The sequence below is a fragment of the Halopseudomonas oceani genome (assembly GCF_002903165.1).
Lineage (GTDB): Bacteria > Pseudomonadota > Gammaproteobacteria > Pseudomonadales > Pseudomonadaceae > Halopseudomonas > Halopseudomonas oceani.
On the sequence record NZ_PPSK01000002.1, the window covers coordinates 385352 to 405207 of the forward strand.

A 19856-nucleotide genomic window follows, 5' to 3' on the forward strand; every position below is an offset into this window, starting at 1 on the left:
CCTGATCGTCTTGCTGCTCGAAACCGCGGTGTTTACGGGTTGTGGCGCTGCGAGCTGGTTAAAATTTGTTCATTTTTGTGCGCCATGCCACAGTGCAAGGGTAAAGGCGTCGGGTTTGCGGTCGATATCAGTGTAGTCGTCAGGATTTTCACAGGGGAACATCCGGACAAACCGGCACGAGGTCACGTTAGTCATGCTGATTCCTGGGTTGCCAGCAGCGGGTGCGCAGAATGATGCGGTCAAGGTCTCGCGGGAGGTAAAGCCTGCTGCGGCGTCGGAGCCTGTGCACGAGGCTGACGTGCAGCAGGTTGAACGTCGCCGGCGCGACAATGGGCATTGGCCTGAACGTCGGCGCAAGCGCCGCCGCGTGCACACGCGCCAGGAGCAGCCGCCCCAGGAACGTGATCTGGACCTGTCCGGTAAGGGGTTGCTGGTTGACATTGAAGTCTGAGAGGGTGCTAGTCTGATGTCACCCGTTGTCGTCTGTGAAGGCTGTGTGATGACAGAAAAGACTGTTTCCCCTGAAGTGATCGACTTCGCTGAAGCCCGCCGCCAGCGTATTCACGATATTCATGACGCCCGTCTCGAGGCTATGCGCGCGGCCTTTACTCGTGCGCTGCCGTTGCCTTCGAAAGCGGCCGGCAAAAAGCGCAAGAAGAGCAAGAAGCCCCGTTGAGTGCTTTGGCTCCTGCTATTGATCAGCGTCAATAACCCTGCGTCTGGTAAGGCTTAACCTGCAGTCGTTGATAACGCAGGAGGTGCCTTATGTACGTGGATGAAGCTGTCATCGCTGGTGTAATTACTGTTGGTCTGATGGTCGCCTTTCTGGGTGGTGTTGGTCTGTTCATCTGGCGCGATGCGCACAAGAAGAAAAAACAGTAAGCGGTTCTGATCTGCTGTATGGGGCATAATGGCCTGCCGTAGCACGTTCGGTAGTTCTGCATGCCCCAAGCCTCCCGTCGCCAGCGCTGTGCCGCGTGTTTTCGCCCGCTCAGCCACTGTCTGTGCCATCTGATTCCCAGGCTCTGGCCTGATACCCAGTTGCTGGTCATTCAGCATCCCGATGAAACCTCCCACGCGCTGAATACGGCTCGACTGCTGGTGAGCGGGCTGGTTAACGCGCATCTACTGATTACCGAGTCGTTGGACGAGCATCCTCAATGGGTGGCTCGCCTGAGTGATGCCAGTTGGCGCAATGAGCTGCTTTTCCCGGGCGCTGATGCCGTTGAGCTGGTGCCTGCCAATGATGGCCGACCGCGTCGTCTGGTGCTGCTGGACGGTACCTGGCGCAAGGCACGTAAGCTGCTTTACCTCAATCCTGTTTTGCAGGCCTTGCCACAGGTGCGACTTGTCGACGGGCTGGTGAGCCGATACCGCATACGCAAGGTGCCTGTGCCGGGCGCGCTTGCCACGATTGAAGCGGGCGCCGAGGCGTTGTCCGTGCTGCATCCCGGATTTGCCCGTGAGCAGTTGCTGGCCCCGTTTGACGCGCTGATCGAGGGACAGATTCAGGCGATGGGAGAGCAGCGCTACCTGCACAACTACCGCAGCAACTCATAGACTGCCCGTTGCTTGAGCGCCAGGGCGGTCGGCGTATGGCTAGAGCCTTCCATTCACGACTTTTATTATTGCTTTTATTTGCCGCGCAACCCCAGTGCGCTCGCTAGACTGCCAGCTACAGACTTACAGTCCGTAACAAAACAACAAGAACAGCCGTATCAGCACTGGTCTGGCGACAGATAAGGGGAAAACATGCAAACAACAGGACAGCGCGTCGTAATTACTGGCGCCGGTAGTGGCCTTGGTCGCGAACTGGCGTTGCGCTACGCCCGTGAGGGTGCGCGCCTGGCGCTCGCGGATATCAATGATGCCGGTTTGGAAGAAACGCGGCGGCTGGCAACCGCTGCCGGCGGCTGGGCGTTTACCCAGCGCTGCGACGTCCGCGACTTCAGTCAGCTGGCTGCGTTGGAGCAGAGCTGTGAAGAGCGGATGCAGGGCGTCGATGTGTTGATCAACAACGCGGGCATCGCGTCTGGTGGCATGTTCTGGGATTTGTCGCTGGAAGACTGGGACTCGCAGATCTGTATCAACCTGATGGGTGTAGTCAAGGGTTGCAAGGCATTCATGCCGGTCTTCATGAAGCAGGGTGGCGGCCGGATCATTAACATCGCGTCAATGGCGGCGATTATTCAGACGCCGGGCATGAGCAACTACAACGTTGCCAAGGCGGGTGTTGTCGCTCTGTCCGAAAGCTTGTTGGTGGAGCTGCAGCCGCTCGGGATCAAGGTCAATGTGGTATGTCCGTCGTTCTTCCAGACCAACCTGCTGGAGTCTTACCACGGCCCCGACAGCAAGGCGCGCGACGATATGGCCAAGCTGTTGCAGAACTCGCCGATCAGTGCAGCGGATGTGGCTGACACCATCTACCGCGAAAGCGAAGCAGACCAGTTCATGATTCTGCCGCATGAGCGTGGGCGCCTGGCTGCAGAGCAGAAACGCGCTGATCCGCAGGTGATCTACGAGGAGATGTTCAAGCTGGCAGCCAAGCGTCTGCAGGGCAGCTGACGCAGCGCTATTTCATGCCTTTTGCCAGCAGCTGAGCGCATGTTTATCGGCTGCTGGCGACTGTTCGCCGCTAAATGGCGTTTTATCACGCCGGTCTATTGTGTTTACCCTCTGCGCCTTCGCCTTTATGCTTGTCCGCCTCTGGACGGCAGGACCGTCCCAACCCATCGGCAAGAAATGAGGTTACCGCAATGCGTGAAGTCGTAATCGTCGACAGTGTACGGACTGGTCTGGCCAAGTCCTTCCGTGGCAAGTTCAATATGACCCGTCCGGACGACATGGCAGCCCACTGTGTCAACTCGCTGCTTGAGCGCACCGGCGTTGACCCCAAGCTGATCGACGACTGCATCGTCGGTGCCGGCTCCAACGAAGGTGCCCAGGGCCATAACATCGGCCGTAACGTCGCGGTACTGTCCAAGATGGGCATCGACGTCGCTGGTATGACTCTGAACCGCTACTGCTCCTCTGGTCTGCAGGCGATTGCTATCGCTGCCAACCAGATTGCCTCCGGTTGCTCCGATGCCATCGTTGCCGGTGGTGTTGAGTCCATCACCCTGACCGCCAAGAGCCGCAACACCGATCACTTCGTTAACCCGATTCTGGAAAAAGACTTCCCGGGTATCTACTACCCGATGGGTCAGACTGCCGAGATCGTTGCACGCCGCTACAACGTAACCCGTGAGCAGCAGGATGCTTACGCGCTGCAGAGCCAGCAGCGCACTGCCCGTGCCCAGGCTGAAGGTCTGTTCGACGATGAAATCGTACCGATGGCCGTCAAATATCAGGTTCAGGACAAGGCCACCGGCGAAATCACCATCGTTGACGGCGTCGTCGAGGGTGACGACTGCAACCGTCCGGACACCACCATTGAAGGCCTGAACAGCCTGAAGCCGGTATTCGCCGAAGACGGTTCCGTCACTGCCGGTAACGCGTCTCAGCTGTCTGACGGTGCGTCCATGACGCTGGTCATGAGCCTGGATAAGGCGCTGGAGCTGGGCCTGAAGCCGCTGGCGTATTTCCGTGGTTTCACCGTCGCTGGCTGCCAGCCTGACGAAATGGGCATCGGTCCGGTCTACTCGGTGCCGAAGCTGCTGAAAGCCCGTGGCCTGACTGTTGACGATATCGATCTGTGGGAACTGAACGAAGCCTTTGCTTCCCAGTGCCTGTATGCGCGTGACTTCCTGAAGATCGACAACGAGAAATACAACGTCAACGGTGGCTCTATCTCCATCGGTCACCCGTTCGGAATGACTGGCTCACGTCAGGTCGGCCATCTGGTTCGCGAGCTGCAGCGTCGCGGCAAGCGCTACGGCGTCGTGACCATGTGTGTTGGCGGTGGCATGGGCGCAACCGGCCTGTTCGAAGCCTACCGCGGCTGATCTGTTTGGCCGCTAAGGCGGTCAGGCTGACAAAAGGCGCTTTCCGTCAGGGGAAGCGCCTTTTTTGTTGCAGATTTATCGCCGCTGTTACGGTGTGCAGCGTGCACCCTTGTGGCACAATGCTGTTTTTCCGAGTGAGACGGGATACGCCCGGTGACGTGTCTTAACGAGCAGTTGTGCGAGCAGGGTGATCATGGCCACTGAGTTGCGCCGTGTCGTCTTCGCCCTGCTGCCTGGCACCCACCCAGGTTGCCTGATGCCGGCCCTGTCTGTTCTGCTCTCGGCCAATCGCATGGCTGAGGACGTCTGCTACCAGATCGAGTGCTGCACACTGGACGAACAGTCGGTTCGTGCCGGCGACGGCTTGTTGTTGCAGCCCGCCCCGTTAGATCAGTGCACGCCGGGCTTCGCTCATCTCTGGCTGGTGGCCGAGAACCTGTCGGCTTCGGATAATCTGCCGGACTGGCTGGCACCGCGATTGCGGGCATGGCAGGCCGAGGGTGTGCTGATTGGTGGCCTGGAGGCCGGTGTAGCGGCGTTGGCGGCGTCAGGTCTGCTTGCAGGGGGGCGCTGCGCCGTGCACTGGCGCATGCTCGACGAGTTTCGTGAACGATTCCCTGAGGTAGAGGCTGTCACCCAGCTGTTTGTCTGCGGCGAAGCGCTGTGCTCCAGCAGCGGCGGACAGGCCAGTACGGATCTGCTGTTATCGGTCGTTGCGCGCGAGCAGGGCCAGGATCTTGCGGCGCTGGTTGCTGAGGATCTGGTCATCGAGCGCATTCGTGATGGAGCCGAACGGCAGCGCATGCCGCTGCGTAACCGGCTCGGCAGCAGTCACCCCAAGTTGACGCAGGCGGTCATCCTGATGGAGTCAAACATCGAGGAGCCGCTGACCACGGACGAGATCGCGCGCCACGTCTGTGTGTCCCGACGTCAGCTGGAACGTATTTTCAAACAGTACCTCAACAGCGTACCGTCGCAGTATTACCTTGAACTGAGGTTGAATCGGGCGCGCCAGATGCTGCTGCAGACCAGTAAGTCGATTATTCAGATAGGGCTGTCGTGCGGGTTTTCGTCGGGGCCGCATTTTTCCAGCGCCTATCGCAACTGTTTTGGGGTTACCCCGCGGGAAGATCGTAATCAGCGCCGTGCCCAGCAGGCCGCTGAGGGTGCAACCAGAGATAACTGAGCCCGGATACGCCGGGCTTGTGTAAATGCGCACGCCAGGTGCGCCTTATATAGAAAGGAGATGACAGTGTCAGCAACGGTCGGTCGGTCCGATTTTGATCGGGTGATGGTTCCCAATTACGCGCCGGTAAATATGGTTCCGGTACGCGGCGCAGGGTCGCGCCTGTGGGATCAACAGGACCGAGAATACGTCGATCTGGCTGGCGGCATCGCGGTCAACGCGCTGGGGCATGCGCACCCGGCGATGATCGAGGCGCTGACTGAACAGGCGCACAAGCTGTGGCATGTTTCCAATATCATGACCAACGAGCCTGCGCTGCGCCTGGCTGACAAACTGGTGCAGGCTACGTTTGCTGAGCGTGTCTTCTTTGCCAACTCGGGTGCAGAAGCAAACGAAGCGGCATTCAAGTTGGCACGCCGCTGGGGTCACAACACCTGTGGTGCGCAGAAGCACCAGATTATCGCCTGTACCAACAGCTTCCATGGCCGCTCGCTGTTTACCGTCAGCGTCGGTGGTCAGCCCAAGTATTCCGAAGGGTTTGGTCCGGCCATGGGCGGTATCAGCCATGTCCCGTATCAGGACATCGCCGCGCTGGAAGCTGCCATCTCGGATGACACCTGTGCAGTGGTGCTGGAGCCGGTTCAGGGTGAAGGTGGCGTCATTCCGGCCAGCACTGAATATCTGCAGGCTGTACGTGCGCTGTGTAACAAACACAACGCGCTGCTGGTGTTTGATGAGGTACAAAGCGGTATGGGGCGCACTGGCAAGCTGTTCGCCTATATGCACAGCGGCGTGGTGCCTGACATCCTGACCAGTGCCAAGAGTCTGGGTGGCGGTTTTCCGATCTCGGCGATGCTGACTACCGCTGCGATCGCCGATCACTTTGCAGTGGGCACCCACGGTAGCACCTATGGCGGCAACCCGCTGGCCTGCGCGGTGGCCGAGCGGGTGTTGGATATCGTCAACACCCCGGCGGTGCTGGACGGCGTGCAGCAGCGTCATGAGACCATTCGCGCCGAGCTTGAGCAGATGGGCGCCGAGTTTGATGTGTTCTCCTCGGTGCGCGGTAGCGGGTTGCTGCTGGGTGCGGTGATGAGCGACGGGTTCAAGGGTCGGGCGAAGGATGTCCAGGCGCTGGCGCAGGAAGAGGGTGTGCTGGTGCTGCAGGCTGGGCCGGATGTGGTTCGACTGGCGCCCAGCCTGATTATCGAGCAAGAGGATATCGCCGAGGGCATGACGCGTCTGCGTGCTGCGCTGCGGCGGATGGTCGGCTAGACCACAGGGGGAGATGGATGCTGATGCTGCGCTTGGGCAGGGCTGCGGACCTGCCACAGATTGAACGCCTGGCGGCGGACAGCCCGGTTGGGGTGACCGCGCTGCCGGCCAGTCGTGAGCGCCTGGCCGACATTCTGGCGGCATCCGAAGCGTCCATGGCCGAAGAGGTCGTGTTCAGTGGCGAGGAGCGTTACTTCTTTGTGCTGGAGGATACCGAAACCGGCACCCTGGCCGGCTGCAGCGGCATTATCGCCGCCTCCGGTTTTCGCTCCCCGTTCTACACCTTTCGCAATGAAATGTTTGTGCATGCCTCCCGCGAACTCGGGTTGCACAACCGTATTCACGTTCTGTCGCTCTGCCATGACCTGACGGGGCACAGTTTGCTAGTCGGCTATCACCTGTCTGATCAGTATCACCAGCCAGACGTCATGCAGCTCAATGCGCGCGGCCGTCTGCTGTTCATGGCCAGTCACCCGCAGCGCTTTGCCGAGTCCACCTCGGTTGAGGTGGTGGGGATCAGTGACGAGCACGGTAATGCGCCGTTTTGGGATGCGGTTGGTCGGCACTTCTTCGCCGTCAGCTATGCCGAGGCCGAGCGCATCGGCAGCGAACGCGGTCGTGGCTATCTGGCGGAGCTGATGCCGGGTTACCCGATCTACGTGCCGATGCTGTCCGATGAGGCGCAGGAGGTGATTGGTCAGGTCAATCCGTCTGTACAGGATGTGTTCGACATCCTTATGGATGAGGGGTTTGAGACCGACAACTATGTCGACATCTTCGATGGCGGCCCGGTCGTGCATGCCAAGACGGCGCTGCTCAGTACCGTGCGTTACAGCGAGTTGGCGGTCGTTGAGGTTGGTGAGGTGCAAGACGGCGACACGCTGTGGCTGGTTGCCAATACCAAGGTGTGTGATTTTCGTGCCTGCGCCTTGCAACTGCGCTGGCAACCGGGTGAGCCGGTGGTCTTGAGCGCTGCGATGGCGCAGGTGCTCAAGGTGTCGACCGGCGATCAGTTGCGCCTGGTCAGGGGAGGTTGAAATGCTGGTAAGAGCAGCCTGTCAGCAGGATCTTGAGGGGCTCGTGGCGCTGGCGGTCAGTGCTGGCGGTGGTCTGACCTCGTTGCCGGCTAGTGAAGAGAAGTTGCACGAGCGCCTGGTTCAGATCGAACGCAGTTTTGCCGGCGCGGCGATGCAAGCTGATGCTGACTACCTGCTAGTCATGGAAGCGCCGGATGGCCGCATCGTTGGTTCCAGTGGCATGTTGGGTGCCGCCGGTTTACGTGAACCCTGGTACAGCTATCGGATGGGTTTGACAGTCGCAGCCAGCAGCGAACTGGGGGTGTATCGGCAGCATCCGACCCTGTTTCTGGTCAACGACCTGACGGGCGCCACTGCGCTGTGTTCTTATTTTCTGGTGCCGGAATTTCGCTGCGGCGACTTCCCGCGTTTGCTTTCCAAGGCGCGCTTCATGTTCATGGCAGATGCGCCACAGGATTTCTCCGAGCGGGTGGTGGTTGAGATGCGCGGGGTTTCCGATGCCGATGAGCGCTCACCGTTCTGGGACAGCTTGGGACAGCACTTCTTCCGTATGGATTTCGCCCGTGCGGACTACCTTACCGGTATCGGCAACAAGGCCTTTATTGCCGAGATGATGCCCAAATTCCCGCTCTACGCCTGCTTCCTCAGTCAGGCGGCACGTGATGCAATCGGGCAGGTGCACCCCGATTCCGAGGCCGGGCGACTGGTGTTGGAAGAGGAGGGGATGCGTTATCAGGGCTATATCGATATCTTCGACGGTGGTGCCACCCTGGAAGCGCAACGGGGGCAGATTCGCGCTATCCGCGACAGCCGAACGCTGCTACTGGCCATTGGCACGCCGGGTGACGAGGCTCAGCCTTATCTTATTTCCAACCGTGGCCGAGAAAACTGTCGGATGATTTCTGCGCCAGCTCGGGTTGCTGCTGGCACCCTGGTGGTGGCTGCCGAGTCTGCAGAGCGGCTGAAATTGCGTGCCGGTACCTTGGTCAGAGCCGTTTCGCTGACCAGTTGAATCGGCTTGCGTTGCCCTTGCATGCACTTGCACTGAACCTGTTGGCGTCTGTGCCGGTCTGAAACTATGGTTGCCATAGTTAATATCAACGGAGCAGATAATGCATAGTGCGCTCTGATGCTTATATAATGCGGCTCTTTGCCAGATTGCGCGCTCTTTTCGGGGCAACTTCTCCACGCGGCGCAGATCGCGACATGCTCCCGACGTTCAGCTGGCCGACCCGTCTCTGGTAAGGGAATTATGAAAAGCGCAGAAATCCGTGAATCCTTCCTCCGTTTCTTTGAAGAAAAGGGCCACACCCGCGTTGCCTCCAGCTCGCTGATCCCGGCAAACGACCCCACGTTGCTGTTTACCAATGCAGGCATGAACCAGTTCAAGGACTGCTTCCTTGGCCTGGAGAAGCGCGCCTATACCCGCGCCACCAGCAGCCAAAAGTGTGTGCGTGCCGGCGGCAAGCACAACGATCTGGAGAACGTCGGTTACACCGCGCGTCACCACACCTTCTTTGAAATGCTGGGTAACTTCAGCTTTGGCGATTACTTCAAGCGTGATGCCATTCATTACGCCTGGGAGTTTCTGACCTCGGACAAGTGGCTGAACCTGCCGCAGGAAAAACTCTGGGTCACGGTCTACGCCAGCGACGACGAAGCCTACGATATCTGGACCAAGGAAGTCGGTATGCCGGCTGAGCGCATGGTGCGGATTGGTGACAACAAGGGCGCGCCCTACGCGTCGGACAACTTCTGGGCGATGGGCGACACGGGGCCTTGTGGTCCCTGCACTGAAATTTTCTACGATCATGGCGCCGACATCTGGGGTGGCCCGCCGGGCTCGCCGGAAGAGGACGGTGATCGTTATATCGAAATCTGGAATAACGTCTTCATGCAGTTCAATCGCACTGCTGATGGCGAGATGCATCCGCTGCCTGCGCCGAGCGTTGACACCGGCATGGGGCTGGAGCGCATCAGTGCGGTCATGCAGCACGTGCACGCCAACTATGAGATCGATCTGTTCCAGAACCTGCTGGCTGCTGCGGCCGAAGCCATTGGCTGCCCGCAGGACAACGCCGCCTCGCTGAAAGTGGTCGCAGACCATATTCGTTCCTGCAGCTTTCTGATTGCCGACGGCGTACTGCCGTCCAACGAAGGCCGTGGCTACGTGCTGCGCCGCATCATTCGTCGCGCCTGCCGTCACGGCAACAAGCTGGGCGCGAAGGGTGTGTTCTTCCACAAGATCGTGGCAGCACTGGTTGCCGAGATGGGTGACGCGTTCCCTGAGCTCAAGGCGCAGCAGGCCCATATCGAGCGTGTGCTGAAGACCGAAGAAGAGCAGTTCGCCAAGACGCTGGATCAGGGGCTGCGGATCCTTGAGCAGGATCTGGCCGAGCTGAAGGGCAGCGAAATCCCCGGCGAAGTTGTGTTCAAGCTGTACGACACCTACGGCTTCCCGGTTGACCTGACCGGTGATATCGCCCGTGAACGCGATCTGACCATTGATGAGGCCGGCTTTGAGGCGGCGATGGAAGCGCAGCGTGAGCGCGCGCGGTCTGCCAGCCAGTTCGGTCTGGATTACAACGCCTTGGTGAAAGTCGATATCGAAACCCGCTTCCAGGGTTACGACGGGACGGAAGGGCAGGGCACCGTTGTTGCGCTGTTCCGCGACGGCGAGCCGGTCGAGGTGCTGAACGAAGGCGACAAGGGTGTGGTCGTGCTCGATCAGACCCCGTTTTACGCTGAATCTGGTGGCCAGGTTGGTGACACCGGTTACCTGTCGGCCTCCGGCCTGCGCGCCGAGGTGTCGGATACCACCAAGGCGGGTAATGCACATCTGCACCATGTCATCGTTCAGCAAGGCACTCTGCGTGCTGGCGAAGCACTGCAGGCCAAGGTTGACGCTGGTGTGCGTCAGGCCACCGCGCTGAACCACTCGGCAACCCATCTGCTGCATGCCGCGCTGCGCGAGGTGCTGGGTGATCACGTTCAGCAGAAAGGATCGTTGGTCGACAGTCAGCGTCTGCGCTTTGACTTCAGCCACTATGAGGCGATCAAGCCCGAGCAGCTGCGCGTTCTGGAAGACCGGGTCAACGAGCAGATTCGTCTGAACTCGGCGGTTGGCGTGGAAGTCACTGATATTGAATCGGCCAAGGCCAAGGCGGCCATGGCCCTGTTTGGTGAAAAGTACGGCGATGAAGTGCGTGTGCTCACCATGGGTAACGGCTTCTCTGTCGAGCTGTGCGGTGGCACCCACGTGTCGCGGACTGGCGATATCGGTTTGTTCAAGATCACCGCAGAAAGCGGCATTGCTTCCGGCGTGCGTCGCATCGAAGCGGTTACCGGCGCTGGCGCACTGGCTTGGGTTAACGAGACCGAGGAGCGTTTGCGTGAGGCAGCTGCTACCGTCAAAGGCAGTCGCGACAACGTACTCGACAAGCTGGCAGCGCTGGTAGAGCGCAGTCGCCAGCTGGAAAAGGAAGTTGAGCAGCTCAAGGCCAAGGCTGCCAGCGCAGCAGGCTCGGATCTGGCTGCCGCGGCGCAACAGGTTGGCGGGCGCACGGTGCTGGTACAGCGGGTTGATGGTCAGGACGGTAAGGGCCTGATGGCGCTGGTAGATCAGTTGAAGAACAAGTTGGGCTCTGCGGCGATCCTGCTGGGTGGCGAGAGTGACGGCAAGGTTGTGTTGGTCGCTGGCGTAACCAAGGATCTGGCCGGTCAGCTCAAGGCCGGTGACTGGATTCGTACCACGGCCCAGGCGGTTGGCGGCAAGGGCGGTGGGCGCCCGGACATGGCGCAGGGCGGCGGCACTGATGTTGCGGCACTGGATCAGGCCCTCGCCGATGCGGTCAGCTGGGTCGGTCAGCAATAAGGGCAGCGCTCGGCTGAGCGCTGATGCAATGGTCGGGGAACCGGCCTCTGGGTGAGGATAGACGTAGCAAAATGGCGCTTATTGTCCAGAAGTTTGGTGGTACCTCGGTCGGCAGCGTGGAGCGAATCCAGCAGGTCGCCGAGAAAATCAAGGGCTTCAAGGAGCGTGGCGACGATCTGGTTGTGGTGGTATCCGCCATGAGCGGTGAAACCAATCGTCTGATCGATCTGGCTAAACAGATTCAGGTTGATCCGGATCCGCGCGAGATGGACGTCATCGTCTCCACCGGCGAGCAGGTCACCATTGGTCTGCTCGCCATGGCGCTGAAGTCGATCGGTGTTGAGGCGGTCTCGATGACCGGCCCGCAGGTGCGTATTCTGACAGACAGCGCACACGGCAAGGCGCGCATCCAGCAGATTGATGACGAGCGCATGCGTCGCGAGCTGGCAGCGGGTCGCGTTGTCATCGTTGCCGGCTTCCAGGGTGCAGATGAGACTGGCGCGATTACTACATTGGGTCGTGGCGGCTCTGATACTACCGGGGTAGCCTTGGCGGCGGCGCTGAAGGCTGATGAATGTCAGATCTATACTGACGTCGACGGTGTCTACACCACCGACCCGCGCGTTGTTGAGCGCGCTCAGCGGTTGGACCGTATCACCTTCGAAGAAATGCTGGAAATGGCGAGCCTCGGCTCGAAGGTGCTGCAAATCCGCTCGGTCGAGTTTGCTGGCAAATACTCCGTGCCTTTGCGTGTGCTGCACAGTTTTAAAGAAGGCCCAGGCACCCTTATTACCCTTGAGGACAACGTATCAATGGAACAACCCGTCATTTCCGGTATCGCGTTCAATCGTGATGAGGCCAAACTGACTATCCGCGGCGTGCCGGACACTCCCGGCGTGGCGTTCAAGATTCTCGGCCCGGTGAGTGCGGCGAACATTGAAGTCGATATGATCGTGCAGAACGTGTCGATGGATAACACCACCGACTTTACGTTTACCGTACATCGCAATGAATTCCGCAAAGCAGAGTCTATTCTTAAGCAGGTAGCGGCCGATATCGGTGCGCGCGAAGTGGCGGCAGACGACAAGATTGCCAAGGTCTCCATCGTTGGTGTGGGTATGCGCTCCCACGCCGGTGTCGCCAGCAGCATGTTTGAGGCGCTGGCGAAGGAAGGGATCAACATTCAGATGATCTCGACCTCAGAAATCAAGGTGTCGGTGGTTATTGACGAGAAGTATCTGGAGTTGGCGGTGCGTACGCTGCATACCGCGTTTGGGTTGGATGCGCCTGCCGCCAGCGATGCCTGACAGGCATTACCGAGGGTTGGCGGAGCGCTTGATGCGATCCGCCCCAAGGGCACGGTCTCTGGCTGCCGTGTCCGCCTGCGGCGTCACCGAAGTGGCTCGTCAGGCTTCTAGCCGGTTTTTTGCAGAGCTGTGTCCTGATCATTAGCAAGGAGAAATGGAATGCTGATTCTGACTCGACGGGTCGGTGAGACCCTGATGGTAGGTGATGAAGTGACCGTGACTGTTCTGGGTGTCAAAGGCAACCAGGTTCGTATTGGCGTGAACGCGCCCAAAGAAGTCGCGGTTCACCGCGAGGAAATTTACCAGCGTATCCAGAAGGAAAAGGACGAAGAACCAAATAACTAATTTTATTGAGTTTTTCGTTGCAATAATAAAATTGCGCGGGTAATATTCCCCGCGTGTTCGGAGAGGTGGCCGAGAGGCCGAAGGCGCTCCCCTGCTAAGGGAGTATACCTCAAAAGGGTATCGCGGGTTCGAATCCCGCCCTCTCCGCCATTTTCAGATTTATAGGTTGTGTCAAACGTTAGTTTCTGAATTTAAAAGAAAAAACATTTGACGAAGCAGAAAAAGAGCCTATAATTCGCCCCCACACGCACTCGTAGCTCAGCTGGATAGAGTACTCGGCTACGAACCGAGCGGTCGGAGGTTCGAATCCTCCCGAGTGCGCCATATAGAGAACCCACTGATTTCAGTGGGTTTTTTTTCGTCTTCGAAAAGCTGATGCTTGATGACACGGCGAGAAAAATGGGTATAATGCGCCCCCACAACGCACTCGTAGCTCAGCTGGATAGAGTACTCGGCTACGAACCGAGCGGTCGGAGGTTCGAATCCTCCCGAGTGCGCCATATAAAAAATCACTGAAATCAGTGGTTTTTTCTGTCACCGGTCAAGACTGATGACAACGCGAGAAAAGCGCTTATAATGCGCACCCTTAACGCACTCGTAGCTCAGCTGGATAGAGTACTCGGCTACGAACCGAGCGGTCGGAGGTTCGAATCCTCCCGAGTGCGCCATACAAGAAAACCACTGATTTCAGTGGTTTTTTTTTGCCGTAACGAAACTAGAGCTGAGCTGTCGTGCAAAGCCTGATAGGCTTGTTCGGCAAGTCGTTGTGGCCTCCAGTCCATGGGAGGCGTCGATTGGTAAACACCCCGCGCCGGGGTGGGTCAGGAAGCCTTGCCATGTCGGATCTCAACAGAAAATCGCCGGAAAGCCTGCAGGATCGTCTGGAGCAGGTGCAGGACCTGTTGAGTCGGCATCGGCTGGTGGAAGATCTGGTGCACAAGCAAGAGGGGCAGCATCAGGAGCTGGTCGAGCACCTGGTGCATCAGCAGAACCTGGTTGAACTGCAGCGCAAGCTGGATGAGTTGCACCCGGCAGACGTCGCCTACATTCTCGAATCCTTGCCACTGGATGAGCGGCTTGCCGTCTGGCAGTTGGTTAAGGCCGAACGAGACGGCGATATCCTGCTTGAGGTTTCTGACGCGGTTCGTGAAACCCTGATTGCCGACATGGACAGCCACGAGATTATCGCGGCTGCCAACACCCTTGATGCTGATGAACTGGCGGATCTGGCTCCCGATCTGCCGCGCGATGTCGTGCGCGAGTTGATGGACAGTCTGGATGCCCAGCAGCGTGATCGCCTGAAGTCGGCGTTGTCCTACGACGAGGATCAGGTCGGCGCGCTGATGGACTTTGACATGCTGACCATTCGTGATGATGTCAGCCTGGAGGTGGTGAGTCGCTACCTGCGCCGTTTCGATGCGCTGCCGGACCACACGGACAAGCTGTTCGTGGTCGATACCGAGGGCTTGCTGAAAGGGGTTTTGCCGATCAAGAAGCTGTTGGTCAGTTCGCCTGATGCGTTGGTCGCGGATGTCATGTCGGACGATCCGGTGATCTTTGACCCGGCCGATGATGCCGGTGACGCGGCGCAAGCGTTCGAGCGCTATGACCTTGTCTCGGCGCCGGTGGTCGATAATCTCGGTCGGCTTTGTGGTCGTTTGACCATTGATGAGATGGTCGATTACATCCGTGAAGAGAGTGAGGCGGAGGTGCTCAATGCTGCAGGTCTGCGCGAAGAAGAAGATATCTTTGCATCGGTCTGGAAGTCGGTCCGCAACCGCTGGGCCTGGCTGGCGGTAAACCTCTGTACTGCGCTGATTGCCTCGCGTGTGATTGGCCTGTTCGAAAACGCCATTGAACAATTGGTTGCTCTCGCTGCGCTGATGCCAATCGTGGCGGGCATTGGTGGCAACTCGGGTAATCAGACCATCACCATGATCGTGCGCGGGATTGCCACCGGCCAGGTGCAAGTTGCACACGGGCGTCGCCTGTTGCGTAAGGAAGCCGGCGTAGCCCTGATCAACGGTGTGTTCTGGGGTGTGGTCCTGGCTGCGATTGCCTTGCTGCTGTATGGCAGTCTCCCGTTGGCGGTGGTGTTGATGGCCGCAATGACGCTGAATATGCTGCTGGCGGCTTGTATGGGGGTATTCATTCCTCTTATAAGGCTGCGCTTGGGAGGGGATCCGGCGCTGGGCTCCAGCGTGCTGATTACCGCGATCACAGACAGTGGCGGCTTCTTTATCTTCCTCGGTCTTGCCACTATTTTCCTGCTTTAGCACTGCCGTCTTTCTCGCCAGTCGGGTGTCGCTTTGATTGCCTAAAATGTCACATCAGGATACATTAGGCCGTTTTTTCGTGTGGGAGGTCTGTCGGCAGACAGGCTGATCTGCCAAGCACCCACTGATGTTTTGCCAGCTATATAAGCAGCATGGATTAACCATGCCCAGAGTTGCGGGAGAGAAAATGGATTCTAATAACCTGGTTCTTGAAGGCGTTGAGCTGATGCTCCTCGGGATGGGGGCCGTATTTAGCTTCCTTGTTCTGCTGGTCGCCTGTACCAGCATCATGTCGTTCATCCTGTCACGTTATTTCCCTGAAGCCTTGCCCGCGCCGAAGCCGGTGCGCAAAAAGGCGGGCGCTGCTCCAGCCAGTGTAGACCCCGATGTGGTCGCCGCCATTGGTGCTGCCATCAAGCAACACCGTGCGCGTCAACGCTCCTGATTCATCCGTTTCGCGGTTTTCACCATTAAAAATCAAATAAAGGCCATGACACTATGACCGATACCAAAAAGCCTTTGGGCATTACTGATGTCATCCTGCGTGATGCACACCAATCCATCCTGGCGACCCGTATGCGCCTCGATGACATGCTGCCCATCGCTGGCAAGCTCGACCAGGTAGGCTTCTGGTCCGTTGAATCCTGGGGCGGGGCGACCTTTGATGCTTGTATCCGTTATCTGGGCGAAGATCCGTGGGAGCGTATTCGCGCACTGAAAAAGGCGATGCCCAATACCCGCCAGCAAATGCTGCTGCGCGGCCAGAACCTGCTGGGCTACCGTCACTATGCTGACGACGTAGTCGAGAAGTTTGTTGAACGCGCGGCCGTCAACGGCGTCGACGTGTTCCGTGTATTTGATGCGATGAATGACCCGCGCAACCTGGAGACGGCGCTCAAAGCCGTCAAGAACCAAGGCAAACACGCGCAGGGCACCATCTCTTACACCACCAGCCCGGTGCATACCCTGCAGATGTGGGTCGATCTGGCCAAGCAGATCGAAGACATGGGGGCCGACTCCATTGCCATCAAGGATATGGCCGGCATTCTGAACCCGTATGTCGCGTTTGACCTTGTCAGCCAGCTCAAGTCCACCTTGAGCATTCCGGTTCACATGCAGTGCCACGCCACTGCCGGTCTGTCGACTGCCGCGATCATGAAAGCAGCTGAGGCGGGCATCGACAACGTCGACTCCGCTATCTCGTCCATGTCCATGACCTACGGTCATTCTCCGACCGAGTCCGTGGTTGCGATCTTCCAGAATACCGAGCGCGATACCGGTCTGAATCTGGAGCTGCTGGAAGAAGTGGCTGCCTACTTCCGTGAAGTGCGGAAGAAGTACGCCAAATTTGAAGGCAACCTCAAGGGCGTGGATTCGCGCATTCTGGTTGCTCAGGTGCCGGGTGGCATGCTGACCAACATGGAAAACCAGCTGAAAGAGCAGGGCGCAAGCGACAAGTTTGACGCCGTTCTGGCTGAGATTCCGCGTGTGCGTGAAGATCTGGGTTTCATTCCGCTGGTAACGCCGACCTCGCAAATTGTCGGTACCCAAGCGGTGATTAACGTGCTGACTGGCGAGCGTTACAAGTCCATCACCAAGGAAACTGCAGGTGTGCTCAAGGGTGAGTACGGTGCAGCGCCGGCGCCGTTCAATGCTGAGCTGCAGGCGCGTGTTCTCGACGGTGCTGAAGCTATCACCTGCCGTCCGGCAGACCTGCTGGAAGCGGAAATGGATAAGCTCACTGCCGAGCTCAAGGGGCTGGCTGGTGAGAAGGGTATCAAACTCGCCGAGAACGAAATCGACGACGTTCTGACCTATGCACTGTTCCCGCAGATCGGTCTCAAGTTCCTGGAAAATCGCGGCAACCCGGATGCGTTCGAACCGGTGCCGACTGGTAACGAGCTGCCGGCGGGCGCCAAGGCAGCAGGCCCAGAAGCCTACACCGTCAGTGTTAACGGCAAGGAGTACGTTGTTCAGGTCTCCGAGGGCGGTGACATCTCCGGTATCAAGCCGCTGGGTGACGCAGCAGCGCCTGCTGCGGCCAGTGCTGCACCGGCCGGCGACGGTGAGCCGCAGGGTGCACCGCTGTCCGGCAACATCTTCAAGGTACTGGTTGCTCCGGGCGATCAGATCGAAGAGGGTGAAGTGGTGATGATTCTCGAGGCGATGAAGATGGAAACCGAAGTGCGCGCCGTCCGCGGTGGCAGTGTGGTCTCTGTTGACGTCAAGGTTGGCGACGCGGTAGCCGTCGGCGACACGCTGCTGACCATCGGCTAAGGGGGAGACTAATGGATAAGCTCCTCCAGCTGTGGCACACCACGGGTATCTATCACATGGCCTGGGGCCAGGCAGTGATGATTGTTGTGTGCTTTGGTTTGATCTACCTGGCGATTCGCAAGGGCTTTGAGCCGCTGCTGCTGATTCCGATCGGCTTTGGCGGTATTTTGGCTAACCTGCCGGTGGCCGATATGGCTCACGGAACGGGTATTTTGCACCTGATCTACGAAGTTGGCCTGCCGACCAGCGTGTTCCCGCTGCTGATCTTTATGGGCGTAGGTGCGATGACCGACTTCGGTCCGATGCTGGCTAACCCGCGCACGCTGCTGCTTGGTGCGGCCGCGCAGTTTGGTATCTTCGGTACGCTGCTGGGTGCGCTGGCGCTCACTGCGGCAGGTATTCCGGGCTTCGAGTTCAGCATGAAGGAGGCGGCTTCCATTGCCATCATTGGTGGTGCGGACGGTCCTACCTCCATTTTCGTGACCTCCAAGCTGGCACCGGATCTGCTGGGACCAATTGCCGTGGCTGCTTACTCTTATATGGCGTTGGTACCTCTGCTGCAGCCGCCGATCATGCGGGCGCTGACCAACCAGAAGGAGCGTGGCATCGTCATGACCCAGCTGCGTGTTGTCAGCAAGGCCGAGAAGATCATCTTCCCGCTGCTGCTGCTGATGCTGGTTGCCCTGCTGCTGCCCGATGCGGCGCCGCTGGTCGGTATGCTGTGCTTCGGTAACCTGATGCGCGAATCCGGCGTGGTTGAGCGTCTGGCTGACACCAGCCGTAATGCGCTGATTAACATCGTAACCATCGGTCTGGGGCTGGCTGTAGGCTCCAAGCTGTCAGCAGACTCGTTCCTGCAGCTTAAGACGCTCGGTATTCTGGTGCTCGGCATGCTGGCGTTCTGTGCTGGTACTGCTGCCGGTGTTCTGATGGCGAAGTTGCTGAACCTGTTCAGCAAGAATCCGATCAATCCGTTGATTGGTTCTGCCGGTGTATCTGCAGTGCCGATGGCTGCTCGCGTATCCAACCGAGTCGGGCTGGAAACCAATCCGCACAACTTCCTGTTGATGCATGCGATGGGTCCGAACCTGGCGGGTGTAATCGGCTCCGCGGTGGCGGCAGGTATTCTGCTCAACTTCGTGGGCTGATCGCCAGCCAACAAAAAACCCGCTCACTGAGCGGGTTTTTTGTGTCTATGCACTTGGCTAGTTGTTGCATGCCGCTGCCAAAATGCAGTTTTCGGTTTAGGCCTGTTCGTTGGCCAGCAGTGCAAGAAGGGCGTTTTGCTGGCGTCGGCTCATGTCGCGGAAGCGAACCAGTAGTTCTCGTTCAGGGCTACTCAGGCCCTCGCCATCCTGGGCATTGAGCATCTTGCGAGAGGGCTGGTTTTGCTCTGGCAGCGTCGGCAGATCCAGCAGGCTGTGCTCCAGCCGTGCGATGATCTCTGAGTTCATGCTGCGGTGGTGTTGCTTGGCAACATCAGCGATGCGGTCGCGCATCCCCTGGGGCAGACGAACCACAAATTTGTCAGCAGTTCGGCTGGTGTAGTGTTGGGTAGCTGTTTTCATGGGGCAATAATAATCGCTTGGCTGAAAAAATCGATGCTGGCCAAGTGCCGCGGAGCGGTGCGGTGGGGCGGCCAGGGCCATGAGACTGTCTAAACATCTGGGATATCTAATGTATAGACAATGTTTACACTGTTAGTGCCCTAGTAGACCTGTTTTTTGTGTTTCATGCCATAGGGTGACAAAAAAATGTCTCCAAAATGTGACGGGTTTACGACGAATGGCGTTTTGCTATTGTTCTGCCGTTATCGTCACATCGGTGGAAATTCGCTTCAGGCTTCGGGTAAGATTCGGGTCTTCCAAGGAAATTCAACGGGTTGACTGGTTACCCATGTCGTATTTGCGCTTGTAGCTCAGCTGGATAGAGCAACCGCCTCCTAAGCGGTAGGTCCCCGGTTCGAATCCGGGCTCGCGCGCCAATTAAATCAATGGGTTACGTTTTTCGTGTTTCGGCGTTTTTGATTTTGATACACGAAATGATACCTTTTCTGACCACCTGACCTTAGTCGGTCTTTACCAGCTTGATCCTCTGGCCAGCTCCGCTCTAGGGCGTTCTACGCTTCTCAATAGACTATAGTCAGCTCCGGCTCCGATCTCGGTTGGCGAGCTCAATTCGCCTACTCTTGCGGTACCAAGTGACGTATTGTCATGGCAGCTAGGCGCGGCCGTTTAATCGAACAGAGCCCTCTCCGGCGCCTTGTTCCATCTGTTTTTTACCGCGGGATGTCCCTGCTTGGTTAACTGAGCCTTGTGGGCCTGAGAGCAGGGAC

18 protein-coding genes, 5 tRNA genes and 1 pseudogene are annotated in these 19856 nt (G+C 58.4%); 22 read left to right on the forward strand and 2 right to left on the reverse strand.

The window, feature by feature from the left end:
- Positions 1-69 precede the first annotated feature (69 nt).
- Positions 70-195 carry a hypothetical protein gene (locus C1949_RS19735; RefSeq protein WP_268236196.1) on the reverse strand — a complete coding sequence of 42 codons (126 nt, stop codon included), beginning with the start codon at positions 193-195 and terminating at the stop codon, positions 70-72.
- On the opposite strand from C1949_RS19735, the gene C1949_RS03995 reads away from it, so the two are divergent.
- The 21 genes from C1949_RS03995 (at position 194) to C1949_RS04085 (ending at position 18669) form a co-directional block, all read left to right on the forward strand.
- A complete protein-coding gene (locus C1949_RS03995; RefSeq protein WP_104737172.1) occupies positions 194-451 on the forward strand; it encodes a hypothetical protein in 258 nt (85 codons plus the stop codon). The two genes, C1949_RS19735 and C1949_RS03995, sit on opposite strands and share 2 nt — an antisense overlap.
- A 48-nt stretch (positions 452-499) precedes the next feature.
- Entirely contained in the window at positions 500-676 is a 177-nt protein-coding gene (locus C1949_RS19390; RefSeq protein WP_170062996.1) for a hypothetical protein, read from the forward strand.
- Between the two features lie 89 nt (positions 677-765).
- Positions 766-882: a cytochrome c oxidase subunit CcoM gene (gene ccoM, locus C1949_RS19740; protein ID WP_280527925.1), complete on the forward strand. Its 117-nt coding sequence runs from the start codon at positions 766-768 to the stop codon at positions 880-882.
- A 60-nt stretch (positions 883-942) separates the two neighbouring features.
- Positions 943-1560, forward strand: coding sequence for a tRNA-uridine aminocarboxypropyltransferase (locus C1949_RS04000; RefSeq protein ID WP_104737173.1), 618 nt, complete (start codon positions 943-945; stop codon positions 1558-1560).
- Positions 1561-1752: 192 nt separating this feature from the next.
- Positions 1753-2565 (forward strand): SDR family oxidoreductase, encoded by an 813-nt coding sequence (locus C1949_RS04005; protein ID WP_104737174.1) that lies wholly within the window; start codon positions 1753-1755, stop codon positions 2563-2565.
- 191 nt (positions 2566-2756) lie between these two features.
- Complete coding sequence (locus tag C1949_RS04010) at positions 2757-3944, forward strand: thiolase family protein (protein WP_104737175.1); 1188 nt, start codon at positions 2757-2759, stop codon at positions 3942-3944.
- Positions 3945-4137: 193 nt separating this feature from the next.
- Positions 4138-5130, forward strand: coding sequence for a GlxA family transcriptional regulator (locus C1949_RS04015; RefSeq protein WP_104737176.1), 993 nt, complete (start codon positions 4138-4140; stop codon positions 5128-5130).
- A 66-nt stretch (positions 5131-5196) separates the two neighbouring features.
- The gene (locus C1949_RS04020) at positions 5197-6405 is read left to right on the forward strand and encodes an aspartate aminotransferase family protein (RefSeq protein ID WP_373289799.1); all 1209 of its coding nucleotides are present in this window, start codon (positions 5197-5199) and stop codon (positions 6403-6405) included.
- Positions 6406-6422: 17 nt separating this feature from the next.
- Positions 6423-7442 (forward strand): arginine N-succinyltransferase, encoded by a 1020-nt coding sequence (locus tag C1949_RS04025; protein ID WP_104737178.1) that lies wholly within the window; start codon positions 6423-6425, stop codon positions 7440-7442.
- A 1-nt stretch (position 7443) separates the two neighbouring features.
- Complete coding sequence (astA, locus tag C1949_RS04030) at positions 7444-8454, forward strand: arginine N-succinyltransferase (RefSeq protein ID WP_104737179.1); 1011 nt, start codon at positions 7444-7446, stop codon at positions 8452-8454.
- A 240-nt stretch (positions 8455-8694) separates the two neighbouring features.
- Positions 8695-11316 (forward strand): alanine--tRNA ligase, encoded by a 2622-nt coding sequence (gene alaS / locus C1949_RS04035; protein WP_104737180.1) that lies wholly within the window; start codon positions 8695-8697, stop codon positions 11314-11316.
- Positions 11317-11387: 71 nt separating this feature from the next.
- Positions 11388-12623 carry an aspartate kinase gene (locus C1949_RS04040; protein ID WP_104737181.1) on the forward strand — a complete coding sequence of 412 codons (1236 nt, stop codon included), beginning with the start codon at positions 11388-11390 and terminating at the stop codon, positions 12621-12623.
- A gap of 159 nt (positions 12624-12782) precedes the next feature.
- Positions 12783-12968 carry a carbon storage regulator CsrA gene (gene csrA / locus C1949_RS04045; RefSeq protein WP_083724804.1) on the forward strand — a complete coding sequence of 62 codons (186 nt, stop codon included), beginning with the start codon at positions 12783-12785 and terminating at the stop codon, positions 12966-12968.
- Positions 12969-13027: 59 nt separating this feature from the next.
- A tRNA-Ser gene (locus tag C1949_RS04050) sits at positions 13028-13118 on the forward strand.
- Positions 13119-13215: 97 nt separating this feature from the next.
- Positions 13216-13292: transfer RNA gene (locus C1949_RS04055), tRNA-Arg, on the forward strand.
- A gap of 99 nt (positions 13293-13391) precedes the next feature.
- Positions 13392-13468, forward strand: a tRNA-Arg gene (locus tag C1949_RS04060).
- 91 nt (positions 13469-13559) lie between these two features.
- Positions 13560-13636, forward strand: a tRNA-Arg gene (locus C1949_RS04065).
- 168 nt (positions 13637-13804) lie between these two features.
- Entirely contained in the window at positions 13805-15244 is a 1440-nt protein-coding gene (gene mgtE / locus C1949_RS04070) for a magnesium transporter (RefSeq protein ID WP_104737182.1), read from the forward strand.
- 187 nt (positions 15245-15431) lie between these two features.
- Entirely contained in the window at positions 15432-15689 is a 258-nt protein-coding gene (locus C1949_RS04075) for an OadG family protein (protein ID WP_104737183.1), read from the forward strand.
- Between the two features lie 53 nt (positions 15690-15742).
- Positions 15743-17521 (forward strand): sodium-extruding oxaloacetate decarboxylase subunit alpha, encoded by a 1779-nt coding sequence (oadA, locus tag C1949_RS04080; protein ID WP_104737184.1) that lies wholly within the window; start codon positions 15743-15745, stop codon positions 17519-17521.
- Positions 17522-17532: 11 nt separating this feature from the next.
- The gene (locus C1949_RS04085; protein WP_104737185.1) at positions 17533-18669 is read left to right on the forward strand and encodes a sodium ion-translocating decarboxylase subunit beta; all 1137 of its coding nucleotides are present in this window, start codon (positions 17533-17535) and stop codon (positions 18667-18669) included.
- A 266-nt stretch (positions 18670-18935) separates the two neighbouring features.
- On the opposite strand, the pseudogene C1949_RS19815 reads toward C1949_RS04085, so the two are convergent.
- Positions 18936-19089: pseudogene (locus tag C1949_RS19815) on the reverse strand (Arc family DNA-binding protein); the annotation flags it as partial.
- 339 nt (positions 19090-19428) lie between these two features.
- Between C1949_RS19815 and C1949_RS04095 the strand changes: the two are divergent.
- A tRNA-Arg gene (locus C1949_RS04095) sits at positions 19429-19505 on the forward strand.
- Positions 19506-19856: the final 351 nt, after the last annotated feature.

Excerpts from the sequence above, each read along its gene's own strand:
- mgtE (WP_104737182.1), top strand. The coding sequence starts at position 13,805 with ATGTCGGATCTCAACAGAAAATCGCCGGAAAGCCTGCAGGATCGTCTG.
- C1949_RS04085 (WP_104737185.1), top strand. The coding sequence starts at position 17,533 with ATGGATAAGCTCCTCCAGCTGTGGCACACCACGGGTATCTATCACATG.
- alaS (WP_104737180.1), top strand. The coding sequence starts at position 8,695 with ATGAAAAGCGCAGAAATCCGTGAATCCTTCCTCCGTTTCTTTGAAGAA.
- ccoM (WP_280527925.1), top strand. The coding sequence starts at position 766 with ATGTACGTGGATGAAGCTGTCATCGCTGGTGTAATTACTGTTGGTCTG.
- C1949_RS04010 (WP_104737175.1), top strand. The coding sequence starts at position 2,757 with ATGCGTGAAGTCGTAATCGTCGACAGTGTACGGACTGGTCTGGCCAAG.
- C1949_RS04015 (WP_104737176.1), top strand. The coding sequence starts at position 4,138 with ATGGCCACTGAGTTGCGCCGTGTCGTCTTCGCCCTGCTGCCTGGCACC.
- oadA (WP_104737184.1), top strand. The coding sequence starts at position 15,743 with ATGACCGATACCAAAAAGCCTTTGGGCATTACTGATGTCATCCTGCGT.
- C1949_RS04025 (WP_104737178.1), top strand. The coding sequence starts at position 6,423 with ATGCTGATGCTGCGCTTGGGCAGGGCTGCGGACCTGCCACAGATTGAA.
- C1949_RS04040 (WP_104737181.1), top strand. The coding sequence starts at position 11,388 with ATGGCGCTTATTGTCCAGAAGTTTGGTGGTACCTCGGTCGGCAGCGTG.
- C1949_RS04000 (WP_104737173.1), top strand. The coding sequence starts at position 943 with ATGCCCCAAGCCTCCCGTCGCCAGCGCTGTGCCGCGTGTTTTCGCCCG.
- csrA (WP_083724804.1), top strand. The coding sequence starts at position 12,783 with ATGCTGATTCTGACTCGACGGGTCGGTGAGACCCTGATGGTAGGTGAT.
- C1949_RS04005 (WP_104737174.1), top strand. The coding sequence starts at position 1,753 with ATGCAAACAACAGGACAGCGCGTCGTAATTACTGGCGCCGGTAGTGGC.
- C1949_RS19735 (WP_268236196.1), bottom strand. The coding sequence starts at position 195 with ATGACTAACGTGACCTCGTGCCGGTTTGTCCGGATGTTCCCCTGTGAA.
- astA (WP_104737179.1), top strand. The coding sequence starts at position 7,444 with ATGCTGGTAAGAGCAGCCTGTCAGCAGGATCTTGAGGGGCTCGTGGCG.
- C1949_RS04075 (WP_104737183.1), top strand. The coding sequence starts at position 15,432 with ATGGATTCTAATAACCTGGTTCTTGAAGGCGTTGAGCTGATGCTCCTC.
- C1949_RS03995 (WP_104737172.1), top strand. The coding sequence starts at position 194 with ATGCTGATTCCTGGGTTGCCAGCAGCGGGTGCGCAGAATGATGCGGTC.
- C1949_RS19390 (WP_170062996.1), top strand. The coding sequence starts at position 500 with ATGACAGAAAAGACTGTTTCCCCTGAAGTGATCGACTTCGCTGAAGCC.